This window comes from Mycobacterium sp. 852014-50255_SCH5639931 (genome assembly GCF_001665605.1).
In the GTDB taxonomy this organism is placed as follows: Bacteria; Actinomycetota; Actinomycetes; order Mycobacteriales; family Mycobacteriaceae; genus Mycobacterium; species Mycobacterium paraffinicum.
Window position 1 is genome coordinate 328,300 of record NZ_LZSV01000002.1, and the last position, 16,270, is coordinate 344,569.

13 protein-coding genes are annotated in these 16,270 nt (G+C 66.8%); 3 read left to right on the forward strand and 10 right to left on the reverse strand.

Annotated features, from left to right (window positions below; all coding sequences use genetic code 11):
• Positions 1 to 11: 11 nt before the first annotated feature.
• The 5 genes from A5758_RS02115 to A5758_RS02135 all read right to left on the reverse strand — a co-directional run bounded on the left by A5758_RS02115 (position 12) and on the right by A5758_RS02135 (position 5,810).
• Positions 12 to 920, reverse strand: a complete 909-nt coding sequence (locus A5758_RS02115) for a Ku protein (protein WP_067735740.1) — start codon at positions 918 to 920, stop codon at positions 12 to 14.
• A gap of 90 nt (positions 921 to 1,010) precedes the next feature.
• The gene (locus tag A5758_RS02120) at positions 1,011 to 1,922 is read right to left on the reverse strand and encodes a carbohydrate kinase (protein ID WP_067735743.1); all 912 of its coding nucleotides are present in this window, start codon (positions 1,920 to 1,922) and stop codon (positions 1,011 to 1,013) included.
• Positions 1,919 to 3,331: a mannitol dehydrogenase family protein gene (locus tag A5758_RS02125; protein WP_067735747.1), complete on the reverse strand. Its 1,413-nt coding sequence runs from the start codon at positions 3,329 to 3,331 to the stop codon at positions 1,919 to 1,921. Before A5758_RS02125 ends, A5758_RS02120 begins: the two co-directional genes overlap by 4 nt.
• A 107-nt stretch (positions 3,332 to 3,438) precedes the next feature.
• Entirely contained in the window at positions 3,439 to 4,296 is an 858-nt protein-coding gene (locus tag A5758_RS02130; protein ID WP_067735750.1) for an HAD family phosphatase, read from the reverse strand.
• Complete coding sequence (locus tag A5758_RS02135; protein WP_067735753.1) at positions 4,293 to 5,810, reverse strand: mannitol dehydrogenase family protein; 1,518 nt, start codon at positions 5,808 to 5,810, stop codon at positions 4,293 to 4,295. The genes A5758_RS02130 and A5758_RS02135 overlap by 4 nt, the downstream gene beginning before the upstream one ends.
• 126 nt (positions 5,811 to 5,936) lie before the next feature.
• On the opposite strand from A5758_RS02135, the gene A5758_RS02140 reads away from it, so the two are divergent.
• Positions 5,937 to 8,195, forward strand: coding sequence for an ATP-dependent DNA ligase (locus A5758_RS02140; protein ID WP_067735755.1), 2,259 nt, complete (start codon positions 5,937 to 5,939; stop codon positions 8,193 to 8,195).
• Complete coding sequence (locus A5758_RS02145; protein WP_067735758.1) at positions 8,192 to 10,129, forward strand: fumarylacetoacetate hydrolase family protein; 1,938 nt, start codon at positions 8,192 to 8,194, stop codon at positions 10,127 to 10,129. The genes A5758_RS02140 and A5758_RS02145 overlap by 4 nt, the downstream gene beginning before the upstream one ends.
• On the opposite strand, the gene A5758_RS02150 is transcribed toward A5758_RS02145, so the two are convergent.
• A complete protein-coding gene (locus A5758_RS02150; RefSeq protein ID WP_067735761.1) occupies positions 10,126 to 11,043 on the reverse strand; it encodes an SAM-dependent methyltransferase in 918 nt (305 codons plus the stop codon). The genes A5758_RS02145 and A5758_RS02150 overlap by 4 nt on opposite strands.
• An 83-nt stretch (positions 11,044 to 11,126) precedes the next feature.
• On the opposite strand from A5758_RS02150, the gene A5758_RS02155 reads away from it, so the two are divergent.
• Positions 11,127 to 11,924, forward strand: a complete 798-nt coding sequence (locus tag A5758_RS02155) for an enoyl-CoA hydratase/isomerase family protein (protein WP_197503703.1) — start codon at positions 11,127 to 11,129, stop codon at positions 11,922 to 11,924.
• A gap of 7 nt (positions 11,925 to 11,931) precedes the next feature.
• On the opposite strand, the gene A5758_RS02160 is transcribed toward A5758_RS02155, so the two are convergent.
• The 4 genes from A5758_RS02160 to A5758_RS02175 all read right to left on the reverse strand — a co-directional run bounded on the left by A5758_RS02160 (position 11,932) and on the right by A5758_RS02175 (position 16,231).
• Complete coding sequence (locus tag A5758_RS02160; RefSeq protein ID WP_067200139.1) at positions 11,932 to 12,798, reverse strand: LLM class flavin-dependent oxidoreductase; 867 nt, start codon at positions 12,796 to 12,798, stop codon at positions 11,932 to 11,934.
• A gap of 88 nt (positions 12,799 to 12,886) precedes the next feature.
• Positions 12,887 to 13,651: an STAS domain-containing protein gene (locus A5758_RS02165; RefSeq protein ID WP_067200466.1), complete on the reverse strand. Its 765-nt coding sequence runs from the start codon at positions 13,649 to 13,651 to the stop codon at positions 12,887 to 12,889.
• A 445-nt stretch (positions 13,652 to 14,096) separates the two neighbouring features.
• On the reverse strand, positions 14,097 to 15,083 hold the full coding sequence (locus A5758_RS02170) for a DUF4873 domain-containing protein (RefSeq protein WP_231987205.1): 987 nt from the start codon (positions 15,081 to 15,083) through the stop codon (positions 14,097 to 14,099).
• A gap of 242 nt (positions 15,084 to 15,325) precedes the next feature.
• Positions 15,326 to 16,231, reverse strand: a complete 906-nt coding sequence (locus tag A5758_RS02175) for a diiron oxygenase (protein ID WP_067200142.1) — start codon at positions 16,229 to 16,231, stop codon at positions 15,326 to 15,328.
• Positions 16,232 to 16,270 lie beyond the last annotated feature (39 nt).

Genomic DNA, 16,270 nt, shown 5'->3' on the forward strand with positions numbered 1-16,270 from the left:
GCGGTTCCGCGTCAGGATTTCGATGCGGCCTTCTTGGCTGGCGCCTTCTTCGCCGGTGTCTTCTTCGCGGTGGTCTTCTTGGCGGCCGTTTTCTTGGCCGGGGCCTTCTTCGCGGGAGCCTTCCCGTTACCGGAGCGCGCCTTCACGCTGGCTTCCAGCTTGGCCAACAGGTCGGAGACGTCCTCGGTCTCGTCGAGTTCCTTCGGTTGCTCCTCGGTGGTAAAGGCTTCGCCGCCTTCGAGTTTCGCGTCGATGAGCTCCTGCAGCTGCTCCTGGTAGGTGTCGTGGTAGCGGTCCGGATTGAAGTCTTCGGCCATCGCCTCCACCACCTGACCGGCCATCTTGAGCTCCGCCGGCTTGATCTCGACTTCCTTGTCCAGCACCGGAAAGTCGGGGTCGCGGATTTCGTCGGGCCACAGCAGGGTGTGCACCATCATCACGTCGCGCTTGCCGAAGTCCTTGACCCGCAAGGCTGCCAGCCGCGTCTTGTTGCGCAGCGTAAAGTGCACGATCGCCATCCGATCGGTCTCGGCGAGCGTCTTTGCCAGCAGCACATAGGATTTCGACGACTTGGAATCCGGCTCCAGGAAGTAGCTACGGTCGAACAGCATGGGGTCGACCTCTTCGGCGGGAACGAATTCCAGCACCTCGATCTCGCGGCTGCGTTCTTCGGGCAGGGTGGAGATGTCGTCGTCGGTGATGATGACCATCTGCCCGTCGTCGGATTCGAACGCCCGGGCGATGTCGCGGTATTCGACGACCTCGCCGTCCACCTCGCACACGCGTTGGTATCGGATGCGGCCGTTGTCCTTGGCGTGCACCTGATGGAACTTGATGTCGTGGTCCTGGGTGGCGCTGTACACCTTGACCGGGACGTTGACCAGCCCGAACGCGATCGAGCCCTTCCAGATGGAGCGCATGTAAGTCAGTATGCCCATACTGTTCGCCGGCTAACAGGACGCGGGGCCGTTGCGCCGCAGCTCGTGACCGCATCGAAGCCTGCCGAGAAGCTACGGCCGGTTTGCCCGGTCCCGCAGGTCGGCGCGATAGGGGAGGTCCGCCCCGGCGCGGCCCACGGTCACGGACGACGAAAGGCTGGCGGCCTCGAGCGCTTCCGCGAGGACACTGATCGGGATGTTGCGCAGGGCGGCCCGGCGGTCGGCGCCCAATAAGTTCATCCCCCAGAGCGCATCGAGCAGGCCTACCGCGAAGGCGTCACCTGCGCCGACGGTGTCCACCACCCGGACGGGCCTGGCGGCCGCGCGTGCCTCGCCGGCCGAGCACACGGCCAGCGAGCCGCGGGCGCCCATCGTCACCGCCACGATCGCCGGTCCCGACGCCAGCCAGCTTCGAGCGGTCTGCTCCGGTTCGTGATCGGGGTCGATCCAGCGCAGGTCCTCGTCGCTGACCTTGACGACGTCGCTGAGCTCCACCAGACGTGCGATGCGGGCGCGCGCCACGGCCGGGTCGTCGATCAGCGACGGCCGCACGTTCGGGTCGAAGGTGACCGTAGCCGAGACGCGGTAGGTCTCGATCAGCGCCGCGACCGCCAGGCAGCCCGGCTCCCGCACGGCGGCGATGGATCCGGCGTGGACGAACAGCGGTAGCCGAACTTCTGGGGTGCCGGAGAGTCGCCAGTCCAGATCGAACACGTAGTCAGCCGACCCGTCCTCGGCGAGAGTCGCTACCGCCGTCGGTGTCCGGATAGCCGAAATGCTGCCCGGGACAAGCTGTGCGCCAGCAGTTTTCACGTAGTCGACGATGCGCCGGCCATAGGGGTCGTCGGCGATGTGGGTCAGGAAGTCGACGTCGCGGCCCAGCCGGGCGAGTCCGACGGCGACGTTGAGCGGACTGCCACCGACGTGCTCGTCGCCGTCGACGATGTCGATCAGTGACTCGCCGATCACCAGCCCGCGGGTCATCGCACCAAAGCCTCCAGCGTCGCCCGAGCTCCCTTGCTGTGCAACGAATCCAGCGCCCAGCAATACGCCTCGACAAACCGCGGTTGGTGGGCCAGATCGCAGAACACGGCGGTCACCTCAATGAACGCGGTGGGATTCTGGTGTTGCGACCGGGCGATCGGGATGAGCGAATCCGCGAGCTGGTCCACCACCTCGTAGGGCTTACCCCATTCGTCGGTGCCCTCGGCGTAGCGCGCCCAGCTGGCCGCCGCCGCGGCCGCCAGGCGAACCGGCCCGTCGGTGGCCAGGTTGTCGCAGATGACGGGAAACAGCCATTTCGGGATGCGGTCCGACGAGTAGGCGCAGAGGCGCGCGACGGTGTCGCGCACGGCCGGGTTGGCGAACCGCTCGACCAGCGTGCGGCCGTATTCGTGCAAATCGATTCCCGGCACCGGCGGCAGGGTGGGGATGGCCTCGGTGTCGAAGTAAGAGAGTAAGAATTCGGCGAATAGGGGATCGCGTGCCGCCTCGTGGACGAACTGGAAGCCGCACAGATGGGCGAAGTAGGCCAGGCACTGATGCCCCGCGTTGAGCAGCCGCAGCTTCATCAGCTCGTACGGGCGCACGTCGTCGACCATCAGCACCCCCGCTTGTTCCAGCGGCGGCCGACCATCGGCGAAGTCGTCTTCGATTACCCAGGCGGTGAAGGGTTCGGCAACCACCGGCCACCGGTCGTCGACGCCGAAGTCGCGCCGTACTTCCGCGGCCATCTCCAAAGTCGTTGCCGGAGTGATGCGGTCAACCATCGAACTAGGGAACCGGGCGTGTTCCGCCACCCACTCGGCCAACGCGGGATCTCTGCGTTCGGCACTGGCCAGCACGGTACGCCTGGCGACTTCACCGTTGTTCTCGATGTTGTCGCAGGAGACCACGGTCGGCGCGGGGACTCCTCGATCGCGCCGCCTGGCGAGCGCCTCGGTGATCAACGCGAACGCCGGCCCATCGGGATCGCGGTACCCGCCCTCGGTGATGGTCAGCGAGATGATCCGGGTCGATGCCGCGGCGAGCACCTCTAACGCTGATTCCGGATCGTCCGGGGCGTAGCGGTAGTCAACGATCGACCCGATGACTTGGGCATCCCGGCTGCCGTTGGGATTCTCCAAGATCAACGTGTACAGCCCGTCCTGACCGTTGAGGACGTCGCGCATGGTCCAGTCGGCGGGCATCACCCCGACGCCGCAGATGCCCCAGTTGTGTGCCAGGCCCTGCTGCATCAGCAGGTTGAGGTAGGCAGCCTGATGCGCGCGGTGAAAATGACCGGCACCGATATGCGCAATACCGACGGTCACGCTGCCGCGGTCATAGTTCGGCGCCTCGATCGGCAGTTCGGAAAGCGACGCATTGTTCAGGTTGATCGCGCTAGCCACCATTGGCCAACTCCTCACCGGGCCACAGCCCGGATCGTTACCGGGCTCGCAGCACCTCTCGACGGTATGACGGCCGCGGGCCGAAGCGCAGTCGCGGACCAGTCGATGCCCTACGCGAGGGGGGAACCTCCGGTCGGCACCGCCGACAACAGCAGGACATCGGCAAGCGCACGCCACGAATCGGTTATTGCGACTGCGCCGGCATCGATCAATTCCGCTCGGCGGCAATCCCGTTCGTCAGGTAACACGAACATCAGGTTGCCCACGGTGGCGAAGCCGGCCGCGACCGCGGAACTCACGCCGGCCACGGAGTCTTCGATGGCCAGCCCTTGTTCCGCTGCGACGCCCATGACCTCGCCGGAATGCAGATACACCGCCGGGTCGGGTTTGCTTGTCGGCACCGGAAGTGAGTCCTCCGCACTGAAAGTCACGGCCTCCGGTATCAGCGAGTCGATGCCGGTGGCGGCGAAGCAGGCACGCAGACGCTTGGTGGCGCTGGAGCTGACGGCCGCCAGCGCGTAGTGCGGTGCGAGGTCTCGCAGCGGTTCCAGTACCTGCGGGTCGGGGGTCAGCGTGACAGCGAGATGAGCGGTGACCCGTTCGCGCTCTTCGAGCACCCACTGCTCGAGTTCGTCGGCGGACAACGCGTTGCCCTTCGCCAGGTCACCGTCTAAGGCGACCACCGCTGCGGGAAGGCCGTCGGCCAGCGCTGGGTCGAGCGGCAGTTGGCATTGGACCGCCAGGCCCAGAGCCATTGCGCGGAAGTTCTTCCCGACGGCCCGCTTACGCAACTCCTCCGAGTCGAGCGGAGCGGTCACCCCGAACCTGGCCAGGAAGCGATTCATCACCTCGGTCGACGCTTCGAACGCCGGCCTCTCCGAAGCGAACAGGTTGTCATCGGCGTCACACAGCAAAGTCGTGATCGGCGCCGGGTCGAACGTGCGCACAAAGGTCAGCTCATCGGTCATCGTGCCACCAACTCTCGCTCGTCGTTGCGCATCGCGTCACGCAGCGTGGGCACCACGCCGCGCGTGTCGATTTGCGCGATCATCTCGCCGAGGCGCTCCGCAAAACCGGGAACCGCGCGCAGCTCGGCGAACATCGCATGCCGCAGCAGCGGATCAGGGTTGTTGCCCGCCATGTTGGCCAACTTAGCCACCGGTATCGCCTGCGAGTCGTCGAGGCGGAGCTTGCGGCCGTGGAGGTCGTGGCCGCGCATATACCTGGCCCATCCGGCAACGGCCAACATCAGCAGCGTGTGCGGTCGACCCTGCGCGATCGCCTCCTGCAGGGAGGGCAGCACAAACGAGGTGATTTTGCTCGTTCCCCGCCGGGCCAGCCGCGACAATTGGTCGCTCATACGGGGATTGCCGAGCCGATCGAGCAAGGTGGCCCGGTATTCGGGGGTGTTCATCCCGGGGATTGCGGGCAGCAGCGGTTGAATTTCGTCGCGCAGCAGCCTCTCGACGTAATCGAAGAGGACGCGGTCCCGCATCGCTTCGTCGGTGCGCTGGTAACCGGCCAGCGTGGCCAGGCACGCGAGCGCGATATGGGTTCCGTTGAGAAGACGTGTCTTGATCAGCTTGTGGTCGCTGACATCGGCAACGAACTCGGCACCGACCTCCTCGAGCGGCGGCCGCCCGTTGCTGAACGAATCCTCGATCACCCATTGGCGATACGGCTCGGTCACGACCGGACACCTGTCGGCCACGCCGAACGTCTGCTCGACGAATTTGCGCTCCGAGTTCGAGGTTTGCGGGGTGATGCGATCGACCATGGTCGACGGGAACGCGACGTGCTTTTCGATCCAGCGGGCAAGCCCCGGATCCTTGCACGCGGCGAACGACACCAGCGCGGTTCTCGCCGGTCGGGTGTCGCCGGGAATGTTGTCGCAGCAGAGCACGGTGAACGGCGCGAAGCCCGCGCGGCGGCGCCGATCGAGAGCTTCGGCCAGATATCCCCATGCGGTGGCGTAGCCATCGGACGCGACCAGGTCGGCGCGCACGTCGGGGTGGTTCACGTCGAACTCGTCGGTGATCGGATCCAGGAAGTATCCGTTGTCCGTGATGGTCAGGCTGACGATTCGGGTTTGGGGATCGGCCAGGGCGGCACGGACCGCGGCGCCGTCATTCGGTGCGTAATGGACGGAGCCGATCGATCCGACCACGCGGGCGGTCTGGCCGTCATGGCCGCGCTGCACGACGGTGTAAAGCCCGTCCTGTGCCGACAGCAAGTCTTTGGCGGCGGGGGAGTGCAGGCTGACGCCGGTAACACCCCAACGATGCGAAATGCCTGAGCGGGCAAGGTCGTCGAAGTAAACGGCCTGATGTGCGCGGTGGAAGTTGCCCGCGCCGATGTGCACGACACCGCGTTGCAGGGCCGACCTCTCGTAAGTGGGTATTGCGATTCGCTGGGAGTGCAGTTGCAGGGTGGCATTGCTGAGGGGGACGCCGCCTTCTGGACGCCGGGACAATATGCGCATCGGTACTCCGTGCCCGGAGTGCCCGCGGGTCTAACGCCTTCGTAATCGATGTCACATAAATTTACGTTTGAGACATAATCCGTGGTGGGAAGCCATGATCGCTGCTCAAACGCGTAAGTTGACACCATGGCACCGCGGGTGAAGCTCACCAACGCCGACAAGGTGCTCTACCCCGCCACCGGCACCACCAAGCGGGACGTCTTCGACTACTACACCCGGATCGCCGAGGTGATGATCCCGCACATCGCGGGGCGCCCGGCCACCCGCAAACGCTGGCCCAATGGCGTCGAACAGGATTCGTTCTTCGAGAAGCAACTGGCTTCGTCGGCGCCGGACTGGCTGCCGCGCGCGAGCGTCACGCACCGGTCCGGAACCACGACGTATCCGATCATCGACAGCCCCGAAGGACTGGCCTGGATCGCGCAACAAGCAGCGCTGGAAGTGCACGTGCCGCAATGGCGGTTCGTCGCCGAGTGGACCCGAAGCAAAGCGGAAGAGCTCAAGCCCGGTCCCGCAACCCGATTGGTGTTCGACCTCGATCCCGGTGAAGGCGTGACCATGGGCCAGCTCGCCGAGGTGGCCCATGCCGTGCGCGATCTCATTGGCGGAATCGGGCTGACCCTGTTTCCGCTCACCAGCGGCAGCAAAGGCCTGCACCTCTACGCGCCGCTGGCGGAGCCGGTGAGCAGCAAGGGGGCGACGGTGTTGGCGAAACGGGTTGCCCAGCAACTGGAAAAGTCGATGCCCAAGCTGGTCACGTCGACCATGACCCGGAGCCTGCGCGCGGGGAAGGTGTTCCTGGACTGGAGCCAGAACAACGGGGCGAAGACGACCATCGCGCCGTATTCGTTGCGCGGGCGCGAACATCCCACGGTCGCGGCGCCGCGCACCTGGGAGGAACTCGCCGCCCCGGCGGCGCTGAGTCAATTGCGCTACGACGAGGTGCTGGACCGGGTGGCGCGTGACGGCGATCTGCTGGCGGCGCTGGACAACGACGTCGCCGTCCCGGACCGGTTGACCAAGTACCGCAGCATGCGGGACGCGTCGAAAACTCCGGAGCCGGTTCCCCGGACGAAACCGACCACGGGCCAAGGCAATTCCTTCGTCATCCAGGAACACCATGCCCGCCGGCTGCACTACGACTTCCGGCTGGAGAAAGACGGCGTGCTGGTGTCGTGGGCGGTGCCGAAGAACCTGCCCGAAACCACCTCGGTGAACCACCTGGCGGTGCACACCGAGGATCATCCCCTGGAGTACGGCAGCTTCGAGGGCAACATCCCCAAGGGGGAGTACGGGGCCGGGAAGGTGATCATCTGGGACTCCGGGACTTATGAGGCGGAGAAATTTCTCGACGACGAGGTCATCGTCAATCTGCATGGCAGCAAGGTTTCCGGCCGCTATGCGCTGATCCAGACCAACGGTGACCAGTGGCTGGCGCACCGGATGAAAGACCAGAAGGTCTTCGACTTCGACGGAATAGCGCCCATGCTCGCCACCCACGGCTCGGTGTCGGCGTGCAAGGCGGGCCAGTGGGCCTTCGAAGGCAAATGGGACGGCTACCGGCTGCTGGTCGAAATCGACCACGGCGCCCTGCGGGTAAGGTCGCGGCGCGGCCGCGAGGTTACCAACGAATATCCCCAATTAGGTTCGCTCGCAGCAGATCTCGCCGATCATCACGTGGTGCTCGACGGGGAGGCCGTCGTCTTGGACGCCGCCGGGGTGCCGAGCTTTCACGCGATGCAGAACCGCGGCCGCGGCAGCCGAGTGGAATTCTGGGCGTTCGATGTGCTGTATCTCGACGGTCGTTCGCTGCTGAGGGCCCGCTACCAGGACCGCCGAAAGTTGTTGGAAACTCTCGCGAGCGGCAGTGACCTCATCGTCCCCGAGCTGTTGCCGGGCGATGGGAAACAGGCGCTGGAGCACTCGGGCAAGCACGGGTGGGAGGGCGTGGTCGCCAAGAAGCGCGACTCCACCTATCAGCCGGGGCGACGCTCGGCGTCCTGGATCAAGGACAAGCATTGGAACACCCAGGAAGTCGTCATCGGCGGCTGGAAGGCGGGAGAGGGCGGCCGCAGCAGCGGCATCGGCTCGCTGCTGATGGGCATTCCCACCGACAACGGCCTGCATTTCGCCGGGCGGGTCGGCACCGGGTTCACCGAACGTGACCTGGCGAACCTGAAGAAGACCCTGGCGCCGCTGCACACCGACCAATCCCCCTTCACCCCACCGCTTCCCCGCAGCGAGGCCAGGGGCGTGACCTACGTCGAGCCGGTGCTGGTGGGGGAGGTGCGCTACAGCGAGTGGACCCCCGATGACCGGTTACGCCAATCGAGCTGGCGCGGACTGCGGCCGGACAAGGAACCGAGTGAGGTGGTGCGCGAATGAAATGGGTGACCTACCTGGATGCCAACGGTGAACGCACCGGGGTGCTCTCCGGTGACGCCATCCACGCGATGCCGGCCGGCGTGACGCTGCTCGGCCTGATCGGCCGTGGCGCCGACGGGTTGCGTGCGGCCGGCGAGGAGGCGCTGCGCGCACCGGCGGCGGCCGTGTCGGTGGGGACGGTGCGGCTCTTGGCCCCGATCCCACGGCCGCCGTCCATCCGCGACTCGTTGTGTTTTCTGGACCACATGCGCAACTGCCAGGCCGCGCTCGGCGCCGGGCGAACGCTCGCTGACACCTGGTACCGGATACCGGCGTTCTACTTCGCCTGTCCGGCAACGGTTCTGGGGCCCTACGACGACGCCCCCACCGCGCCCGGGAGTGCTTGGCAGGACTTCGAATTGGAGATCGCCGCGGTCATCGGAACCGGTGGGCGGGACCTCTCGGTCGAGGAAGCCGAACGCGCCATCATCGGCTACACCATCTTCAACGACTGGTCCGCGCGTGACCTCCAACAAATGGAAAGCCAACTCGGCATTGGGCAGGGCAAGGGCAAAGACAGCGGCGTCACGCTGGGCCCGTACTTGGTGACGCCAGACGAGCTCGAGCCCTACCGGCGGGACGGCAGGCTCGACCTGCGGGTGACCGCCCTGGTCAACGACGCCGTGATCGGGTCGGGATCGACCGCCCAAATGGATTGGACCTTCGGCGAAGTCATCTCCTACGCGTCGCGCGGCGTGACGCTCGTCCCCGGCGACGTCATCGGCTCCGGCACCGTGCCGACCTGCACGCTGGTCGAGCACCTGAACCCGACGGCGCTGGACTCGTTCCCCGGCTGGCTGCACGACGGCGACGTCGTCACGCTCCAGGTCCAGGGGCTCGGCGAGACCCGGCAAACCGTGCGCGCCAGCGGCGCACCGCACCCCCTGGCGGCCCGGGCCAACCCGGACGCGGCGCCCGCCCCGCGGCGGGTGAACCGGGCACCCGCGAAGGTGCCCTACACCCGCGGCCTGCACGAGGTCGCCGACCGGGTATGGGCGTGGACGCTGCCGGACGGCGGCTACGGGTGGAGCAACGCCGGGCTGGTCGCCGGCGAGGGGGCGTCCCTGCTCGTCGACACCCTGTTCGACCTGGCGCTGACGCGCGAAATGCTCACCGCGATGCGGGATATCACCTCGTCGGCGCCCATCACCGACACGGTGATCACCCACTCGAACGGTGACCACACCCACGGCAACCAACTGCTCGACGCCTCGGTGCGGATCATCGCCGCACAGGGTACCGCCGACGAGATCGCGCACGGGATGGCGCCCGAGATGCTGGCGATGGCGCAGACCGCGAACCTCGGGCCGGTTGCCACCCCTTACACGCGAGACCGCTTCGGGTACTTCGACTTCAGCGGAATCACGGTGCGCAACGCGGATCAGACGTTCGACCGTGAGCTGACCATCGAGGTGGGTGGGCGGCGCATCGACCTGCTGAACCTGGGGCCCGCGCATACCGCCGCGGATTCGGTGGTCCACGTACCCGACGCGGGGGTCCTCTTCGGTGGCGACCTGCTGTTCATCGGCTGTACCCCGATTGTGTGGGCCGGCCCGATCGCCAACTGGATCGCCGCGTGCGACGCGATGATCGCGCTCGACGCGCCGACAGTGGTGCCCGGCCATGGCCCCGTCAGCGACCCGGACGGAATCCGTGCGGTCCGTGGATATCTCGCGCACGTCTCCGAACAAGCTGAGGCCGCCTACCGCCGCGGGCTGTCGTGGTCCGAAGCGGCCGACACCATCGACCTCGGTGAGTATGCGACCTGGCTGGACGCGGAGCGCGTGGTCGTCAACGTTTACCAGCGCTACCGCGAACTGGACCCCGATACCCCGCAGCTGGAGGTCATGGCCCTGCTGGTGATGCAGGCCGAGTGGCTGGCCAAGCGGGGCTAGAGCCGCACGGCCCGGACGAATTTGATCGTGGTCGCCGGGACCTGCTCGGCCGCCGGCCCCAACTCCGGCAACCCGGCGGCGGTGAACAGATCGGTGAGCCTGGATTCGGTTGTTTCCCAACCATTCTCGTGCAGATACGCCGCGACGTCGGTGTGCTCGCCCGGATACGTCAAGCTGGTCAGGTCCATCTCGAGCCCCCACCGTCGCCAGCCCTCGGTCATCAGCCGCGCTTGTTCCTGGGCCGCCGGCGAGGTGCCGGTCACGGTGCCGTAGTCGGCGGCGAACCGGCTGCCCTCGGCGGACAGCGGGATGATGGAGTCCAGCAGCCGAATCTCGGCCTCCGGCGGGAGCCACCCGATGAGCACGCCTTCGGCGAGCCAGGCCGTGGGATGGGCCGGATCAAAACCCTGCTCCTGCAGCGCCGCCGGCCAGTCCTCGCGCAGATCGATCCCCACCTCGCGAAGCTTGGCGGTGGGGGCCGCCCCGATCTCGGACATCGTCGCCGCCTTGAACGCGATCACCTCGGGCTGATCGATTTCGTACACCGTCGTGCCGATCGGCCAGCGCAGCCGGTATGCGCGGGAATCCAGTCCCGAAGCCACGATCACCACCTGCAGCAGCCCCGCTTGGCCGGCCGCTGCGAAATAATCATCGAAGTACCGGGCGCGGGCGGCGAACGTGTCGACCATCCGATGAAATCCGACGCTCTGCCCGAGCTCGTCGGAATCCAGTTCGCCGCTGGCGAGCCTGGTGAACACGTCCAATCCCACGGCACGCACCAGCGGCTCGGCGAAGTCGTCGGTGACGACCGGCTGCGGACGCTTGCTCGCGGCGGCCCTGGCGGCGGCGACCATGGTTGCCGTCGCTCCCACGCTGTTGGCCAAGTCCCAGCTGTCACCTTCGGTTCGTGCCATGGTTTCTCCTTCGATGTGGCGGCCAAACCACGGTATGCCCCGCCGGTGAATATCGCGTCGCTTACGGTTCTCGCATGCCCGCAGTGGAATTGGAAACCCTCGAAGGCGACATCGCCCGCATCGTCTTGAATCGCGCGGAGCGCCTGAACGCCATCGACGGATCGCTGATCGACGGCGTGGAGCGTGCTTTGGACGTCCTCGCCGGCGGCGACTTCAGGGCCGCGATCCTGACCGGCGCCGGCCGCGGATTCTGCGCCGGGGCCGACTTGAGCGGCACCGGAGAACCGTGGACCACGCCCAGGCCGTCGACCCCGCCGTTCAAGGTCAACTACGACTCCCAGGTCCGCCTGGCCGAGCTGTTCACCCGGATCTATGAGCTGCCCATCCCGGTGATCGCCGCCGTCAACGGCGTGGCCGTCGGGGGAGGGCTGGCGTTCGCACTGGTCTCCGACATCCGTGTCGCTTCCGACCAGGCCCGATTCTCCTCGGCGTTCATCAAGGCGGGCTTCTCGTCGATGGACATGGGCACCAGCTATCTGCTGCCGAAGATCGTCGGCGCGGGCGTGGCGCGCGAACTCATGCTGACCGGCCGCATCATCGACGCGGCCGAGGCCTACCGCATCAAGCTGGTGCACGAGGTGGTGGCCCCGGACGAGCTGATGACGGCCGCGCTGAAGGTGGCCCGGTCGATCGCCGAGAACAACGCCTACGGCGTCTGGCAGACCAAGATCGGGCTCAACGCGGCACTGGACGCGCCGAGCTTGCGGCATGCAATCGAGATCGAGAACCGCACCCAGATCCTCAGCGGTTTCACCAGCAACCCGGCCGAGGCGGCCAAGGCGCACCGCGAGAAGCGGGCTCCGAAGTGGGATCCGCTGTGACCGCCGCTTAGACCTTCGCGATGACGTTCTCGGCGAACATCTCGAGGTTGCGGATCTTGTTCTCCAGCGGCTCGGTGTCCTTGCCCTTGATGTAGGGAATGCGGAATCCGACGATGGCGTCGGTGACGCCCTTGTCTTCGAGCCGTTTGATGCCGTCCACGGTGTACGCGTCGGCCGAGATGACGTGGATCTGGAACGGCCCGGTCTTGCCGGCATCTTCGCGATACCGCTTGAGCTTGGCAATGAGCCCGTCGAGTTCTTCCGGGTCACCGCCGCCGTGCATCCAGCCGTCCAGCCGGGCCGCGCGGCGCAACGCGGCGTCCGCATGCCCGCCGATCAGGACCGGGATCGGCTCGGTGGGAGCCGGCGTCATCTTGGTCTTCGGGATGTCGTAGAACTCGCCGTGGAATTCGAAGTAGTCGCCGCTGGTAAGCCCCTGAATGATTTCGATGCATTCGTCCATGCGCTTGCCGCGCTTGGCGAACGGGACACCCAGCAGTTCGTAGTCCTCCGGCCATGGGCTGGTGCCGACACCGAAGCCCACCCGGTTGTTGGTCAGCGCGGCCAACGAACCGATCTGCTTGGCCACCAGCGCCGGCGGCCGGATGGGCAGCTTGAGGACGAAGAAGTTGAAGTGCAGCTTCGTCGTCACCGCCCCCAATGCCGCTGTCAGCACGAAGGTTTCGATGAACTCCTTGCCGTCCAGGAACTCGCGATCACCGTCGGGGGTGTACGGGTACTTCGAGTCGGATTCGAAGGGGTAGGCGATGCTGTCGGCGATCGTCATGGCGTGGTACCCGGCCGCCTCGGCCGCCTGGGCCAGCGGGATGTAATACCTGTAGTCGGTCATCGCCTCCGCGTAGGTGAACCGCACGTCATCTGCCTTCCTGAACCGGGTCGTCACACGAGATTAGAACGTGTTCTAGTTCTACCCGTGCCCGGGTTCCCAGCACAATAAGGCTTCAGAGCTGGTTTTCGGGCCCGATGACCGCCCACACCGTCTTGCCGGCCGCGGTGGGCGTGCTGCCCCACGCGCGTGACAACGCGTCGACGATCGCCAGGCCGGACACGTCGATGCCGTTCGTCGGCGACGGCAGCCGCACGGCCGCGGCGCGGCTGCTGTCGGACACCGCGATCGTGGCCGTCGCGCCATGGCTCTCGATCCGCATTGCGGGGAAGCTCGCGGTGTGTTCCAGCACGTTCTCGACGAACACGTTGACCACCACCAACGCGACCGGGATGAGTGTTGATTGCGACCAGGCGGTGAGCCATTCGCGGACCAGGCGACGCGATTCACGCAGGCTGGTCAGGTCGGCGGGCAGCTGGGCGTCGGCGCGGCGCACGGCGCGCCGGCTCTGCTGACCCAGCGCCTTCATCGCCGCCTTCTCGGTCGAGTAGACCGGCATGAAGTAGGCGACGCCGCTGCGGGTGATCGCCTCGCGTGTCCCGCGGTGCGCGCATACCAGCACGATCGGAACGTTGGGGTTGCCGCGAACCTGCCAGTGCGCGCCGATGAAGGTCGACCACGCCAATTCGGCGAGCACCTTGAGCGCGGAGATGTTGACGATGACGGCCGCGGGCTCGCCCAGTGTGGCCTGCAGGATGTGGTCGCGGAGCGCCGAGGAGTTGGTGGTGTCGAGCACGCCGTCGACGGTCAAAATCGCCACCGATTGATCCGTCCGCGTCGCGACGGCCAGCGAGCTGGGGGACTCAGCTACCGAGCTCACCACCGCAACCCCTTCGCCTTCGCGGGCCCAGGAAGTCGAGGCGCACGGGTTCCCGGCGGTGTCCGAAACGGAGGCGACGTCGCAATCCGGCTTTTCAGCTGGGTCTTGTCGTCCGGTTTCATCGCTGCTCCTCGAATTTCTGCCGGGCCAACTGCTTGAGTATCCGCCCTCGGCGGCAAAAGTCTAATTCGGGTCGACCGGGTTGGACGCCGCCAGAAATCGCAGCCCACCGGGGCCGCGGCCGGGGCACACGCCATCGGCGGCCCGGCATGAGTGAGGCGCGTGCTCGTCCCCACCCGTTCGAGGCCCCCGCCTCTACCGCGCCGAACACATTGTTCGATTCGCTGCGCTGCACGCGCATCCCCCGGGTTTACCACCTACCGCGGACCCCCAAACGCGGCATTGTGTTCGAAAAATCGCGCGACAAGCAGCGGAAAACCGTCGATCAGTTGGGGGCGTACGGCGGGGCGCCCACTCCGGCGACCGAGTGCGTCCCCCACGGCGTCTGTTCGACGATGCGCGCGGCGGCGCTGCGCCGGCCCACGGTCAACGTCGCGGTCCGCGCTTGCCTGAGCGCCTCGTCCGTCAGCGGCCGCGATGGCGAACCGAATACCGTTCCCTGCCAGTGGTAGCGGCCGTCGATCGGGTCGAGGTGGCCGGTGAGCCGGACCCGCACCGGATGGCTGGCGCCGCCGATTTCCAGCGTCGCCGCACCGTCATAGGTGTCGCCACGCTCGGGCGCGGCGGCCGACAGGTCGAACGCGGATGCCACCGGAGGAGCCTGGTCGGGTGTGAGCTGGGCCCGCTCGTTGAACACCCCCAGGCTGCTGGCGCGCACCTCGATGCGGGTGCTGCCCGTGCGCTCCATCAGCCGCAGGCAGTCGGCGATGTAGCGTTCCTGCGCGTCGGTGTCGGGCCCGGTGATGAAGAAGTAGTTGGGGAAGCCGCGAACCGCCACGCCGTAGAAGGGCTCCATGCCGTCGTGCCAGGCCTGCCGGATGGTCATCCCGCCGGCACCGATCAGCGTGCGATCGGCCGGCTCTTCGGGGATGGAGAAGCCGGTGCCGTAGACGATGGCGTCGACGCGGTGCTCGGCGCCATCGCTGGTGCGGATGCTCGATGCGGTCACCGCCTCGATCGCCGACCCGGCCAGCTTGACGCGAGGGCGCGCGGCGGTTGGCCGGATGCGGTGACGCAGCCAGCGCGTGGCCCGGGTTGGCCACAGTGGGAGTTCGGTGACCACCCGGCGGGGCGAGTGGGCGAAGACGGTGACGGACGCCGCCGCCTCGATCAGCCGGCCGAGGTGGTGACCGGCGGCGGTGTCGGTGCCGACCACCGCGATGCGCTTACCGGACGGATCGAAGTCGGGGTCCCAGGCAGCCGCGTGAAACGACGCGCCCAGGAAGTGGTCGCGGCCCGCGATGTTCGGCAGCCAGGGAACGAAGGACGCCTCATCGGCGGCGATGACGGCACGCGCCCGCACATCCCCGCCCGCGGCCGTCGTCAGCAGCCAGCAATCCGTGACGTCGTCGAACCTTGCCTGGAGCGCCGACGCCGGCCCGTCCAGGACCACATAGTCGGTGACGCCGGCCCCCGACAATGCCGCGCTTGCGCCGGCGTGCGCACCCAAGATGGCTACGGGATGGCGGGGCTCGCGAAGGCCGCGCGGCCGCGTCACAGAAATCTGCTGCGCTTCCAGCCGCGGCGGGCGATGGGACCCAGCAGACCCACCTCGGACAGGAACGCCGCCAGCGGGGCGAAACCGGCGACCTGCGTCTCACGGCGATGCGGGCTGGTCCGTGCGATTCGTCGCGCCCTCTTCGGGTCCAGGCCCGTGCGCGCATACGGGATCGGGTTGCTGAACAAGTAGTTGAAGAAGTACCCGCCCAGCCCGTTGATGTTGGCCATGAACCAGCGGTTCATCCGGGGCATTTCGGCCACGCGTTTGCGGGCGCCGTCGCGGGCGAACTGGATGTGGCGCGCTTCCTCGGTGACGTGAATGCGCATGAGCCGCTGGATGATCGGCTGCAATTCCGGGTCGTCCATCATCTGCCGCTGCAATGAGTCGAAGATTTCCTCGCCGATCAGCGCGGCCACCCACAGCATCGAGCCGCGCTGAAACGCCAGCGGAAGCGCGTTGATGATCATCCGGTGAAACAGCCTGGGTCGCACCGGCTTTGCGCCGATGCGCTCGATGGCCTTGCCGAACATGACCATGTGGCGGGTCTCGTCACCCAGTTCGGTGAGCTTGTAATGGGTCGACCGGCTCGTGGGGTCCTCGTGCAGGATCGTCCGCAGCAGTGATTGATTGAGCATGTTCTCGAACCAGATGCCCGCCGAGAGCGTGTTGACCAACTCCTGGCGGGACAGCTCGATCTGCTGCTCGCGGGTCATCTCGTCCCACATCGGGGTGCCGTACAGCGACACCAACCGCGGCGGCAGGAAGAACTTGTCCGGATCCAGCGGGGCGTCCCAGTCGATGTCGACGATCGGTTCGTAGGACTTTTTCACCGAGCCCCTGAGCAGCCGCTCCGAGAACTCTTCACGACTCGGCCCACCTGGTTTCACCGCGGAAGTCATGGTGCTGGCGTCCCTTCATTGGGTGCTTCAGACGGTACC

Coding starts and splice junctions, on each gene's coding strand:
- A5758_RS02150 (WP_067735761.1), bottom strand. CDS start 11,043: ATGGCACGAACCGAAGGTGACAGCTGGGACTTGGCCAACAGCGTGGGA.
- A5758_RS02145 (WP_067735758.1), top strand. CDS start 8,192: ATGAAATGGGTGACCTACCTGGATGCCAACGGTGAACGCACCGGGGTG.
- A5758_RS02140 (WP_067735755.1), top strand. CDS start 5,937: ATGGCACCGCGGGTGAAGCTCACCAACGCCGACAAGGTGCTCTACCCC.
- A5758_RS02175 (WP_067200142.1), bottom strand. CDS start 16,231: ATGACTTCCGCGGTGAAACCAGGTGGGCCGAGTCGTGAAGAGTTCTCG.
- A5758_RS02125 (WP_067735747.1), bottom strand. CDS start 3,331: ATGGTGGCTAGCGCGATCAACCTGAACAATGCGTCGCTTTCCGAACTG.
- A5758_RS02115 (WP_067735740.1), bottom strand. CDS start 920: ATGCGCTCCATCTGGAAGGGCTCGATCGCGTTCGGGCTGGTCAACGTC.
- A5758_RS02135 (WP_067735753.1), bottom strand. CDS start 5,810: ATGCGCATATTGTCCCGGCGTCCAGAAGGCGGCGTCCCCCTCAGCAAT.
- A5758_RS02130 (WP_067735750.1), bottom strand. CDS start 4,296: ATGACCGATGAGCTGACCTTTGTGCGCACGTTCGACCCGGCGCCGATC.
- A5758_RS02120 (WP_067735743.1), bottom strand. CDS start 1,922: ATGACCCGCGGGCTGGTGATCGGCGAGTCACTGATCGACATCGTCGAC.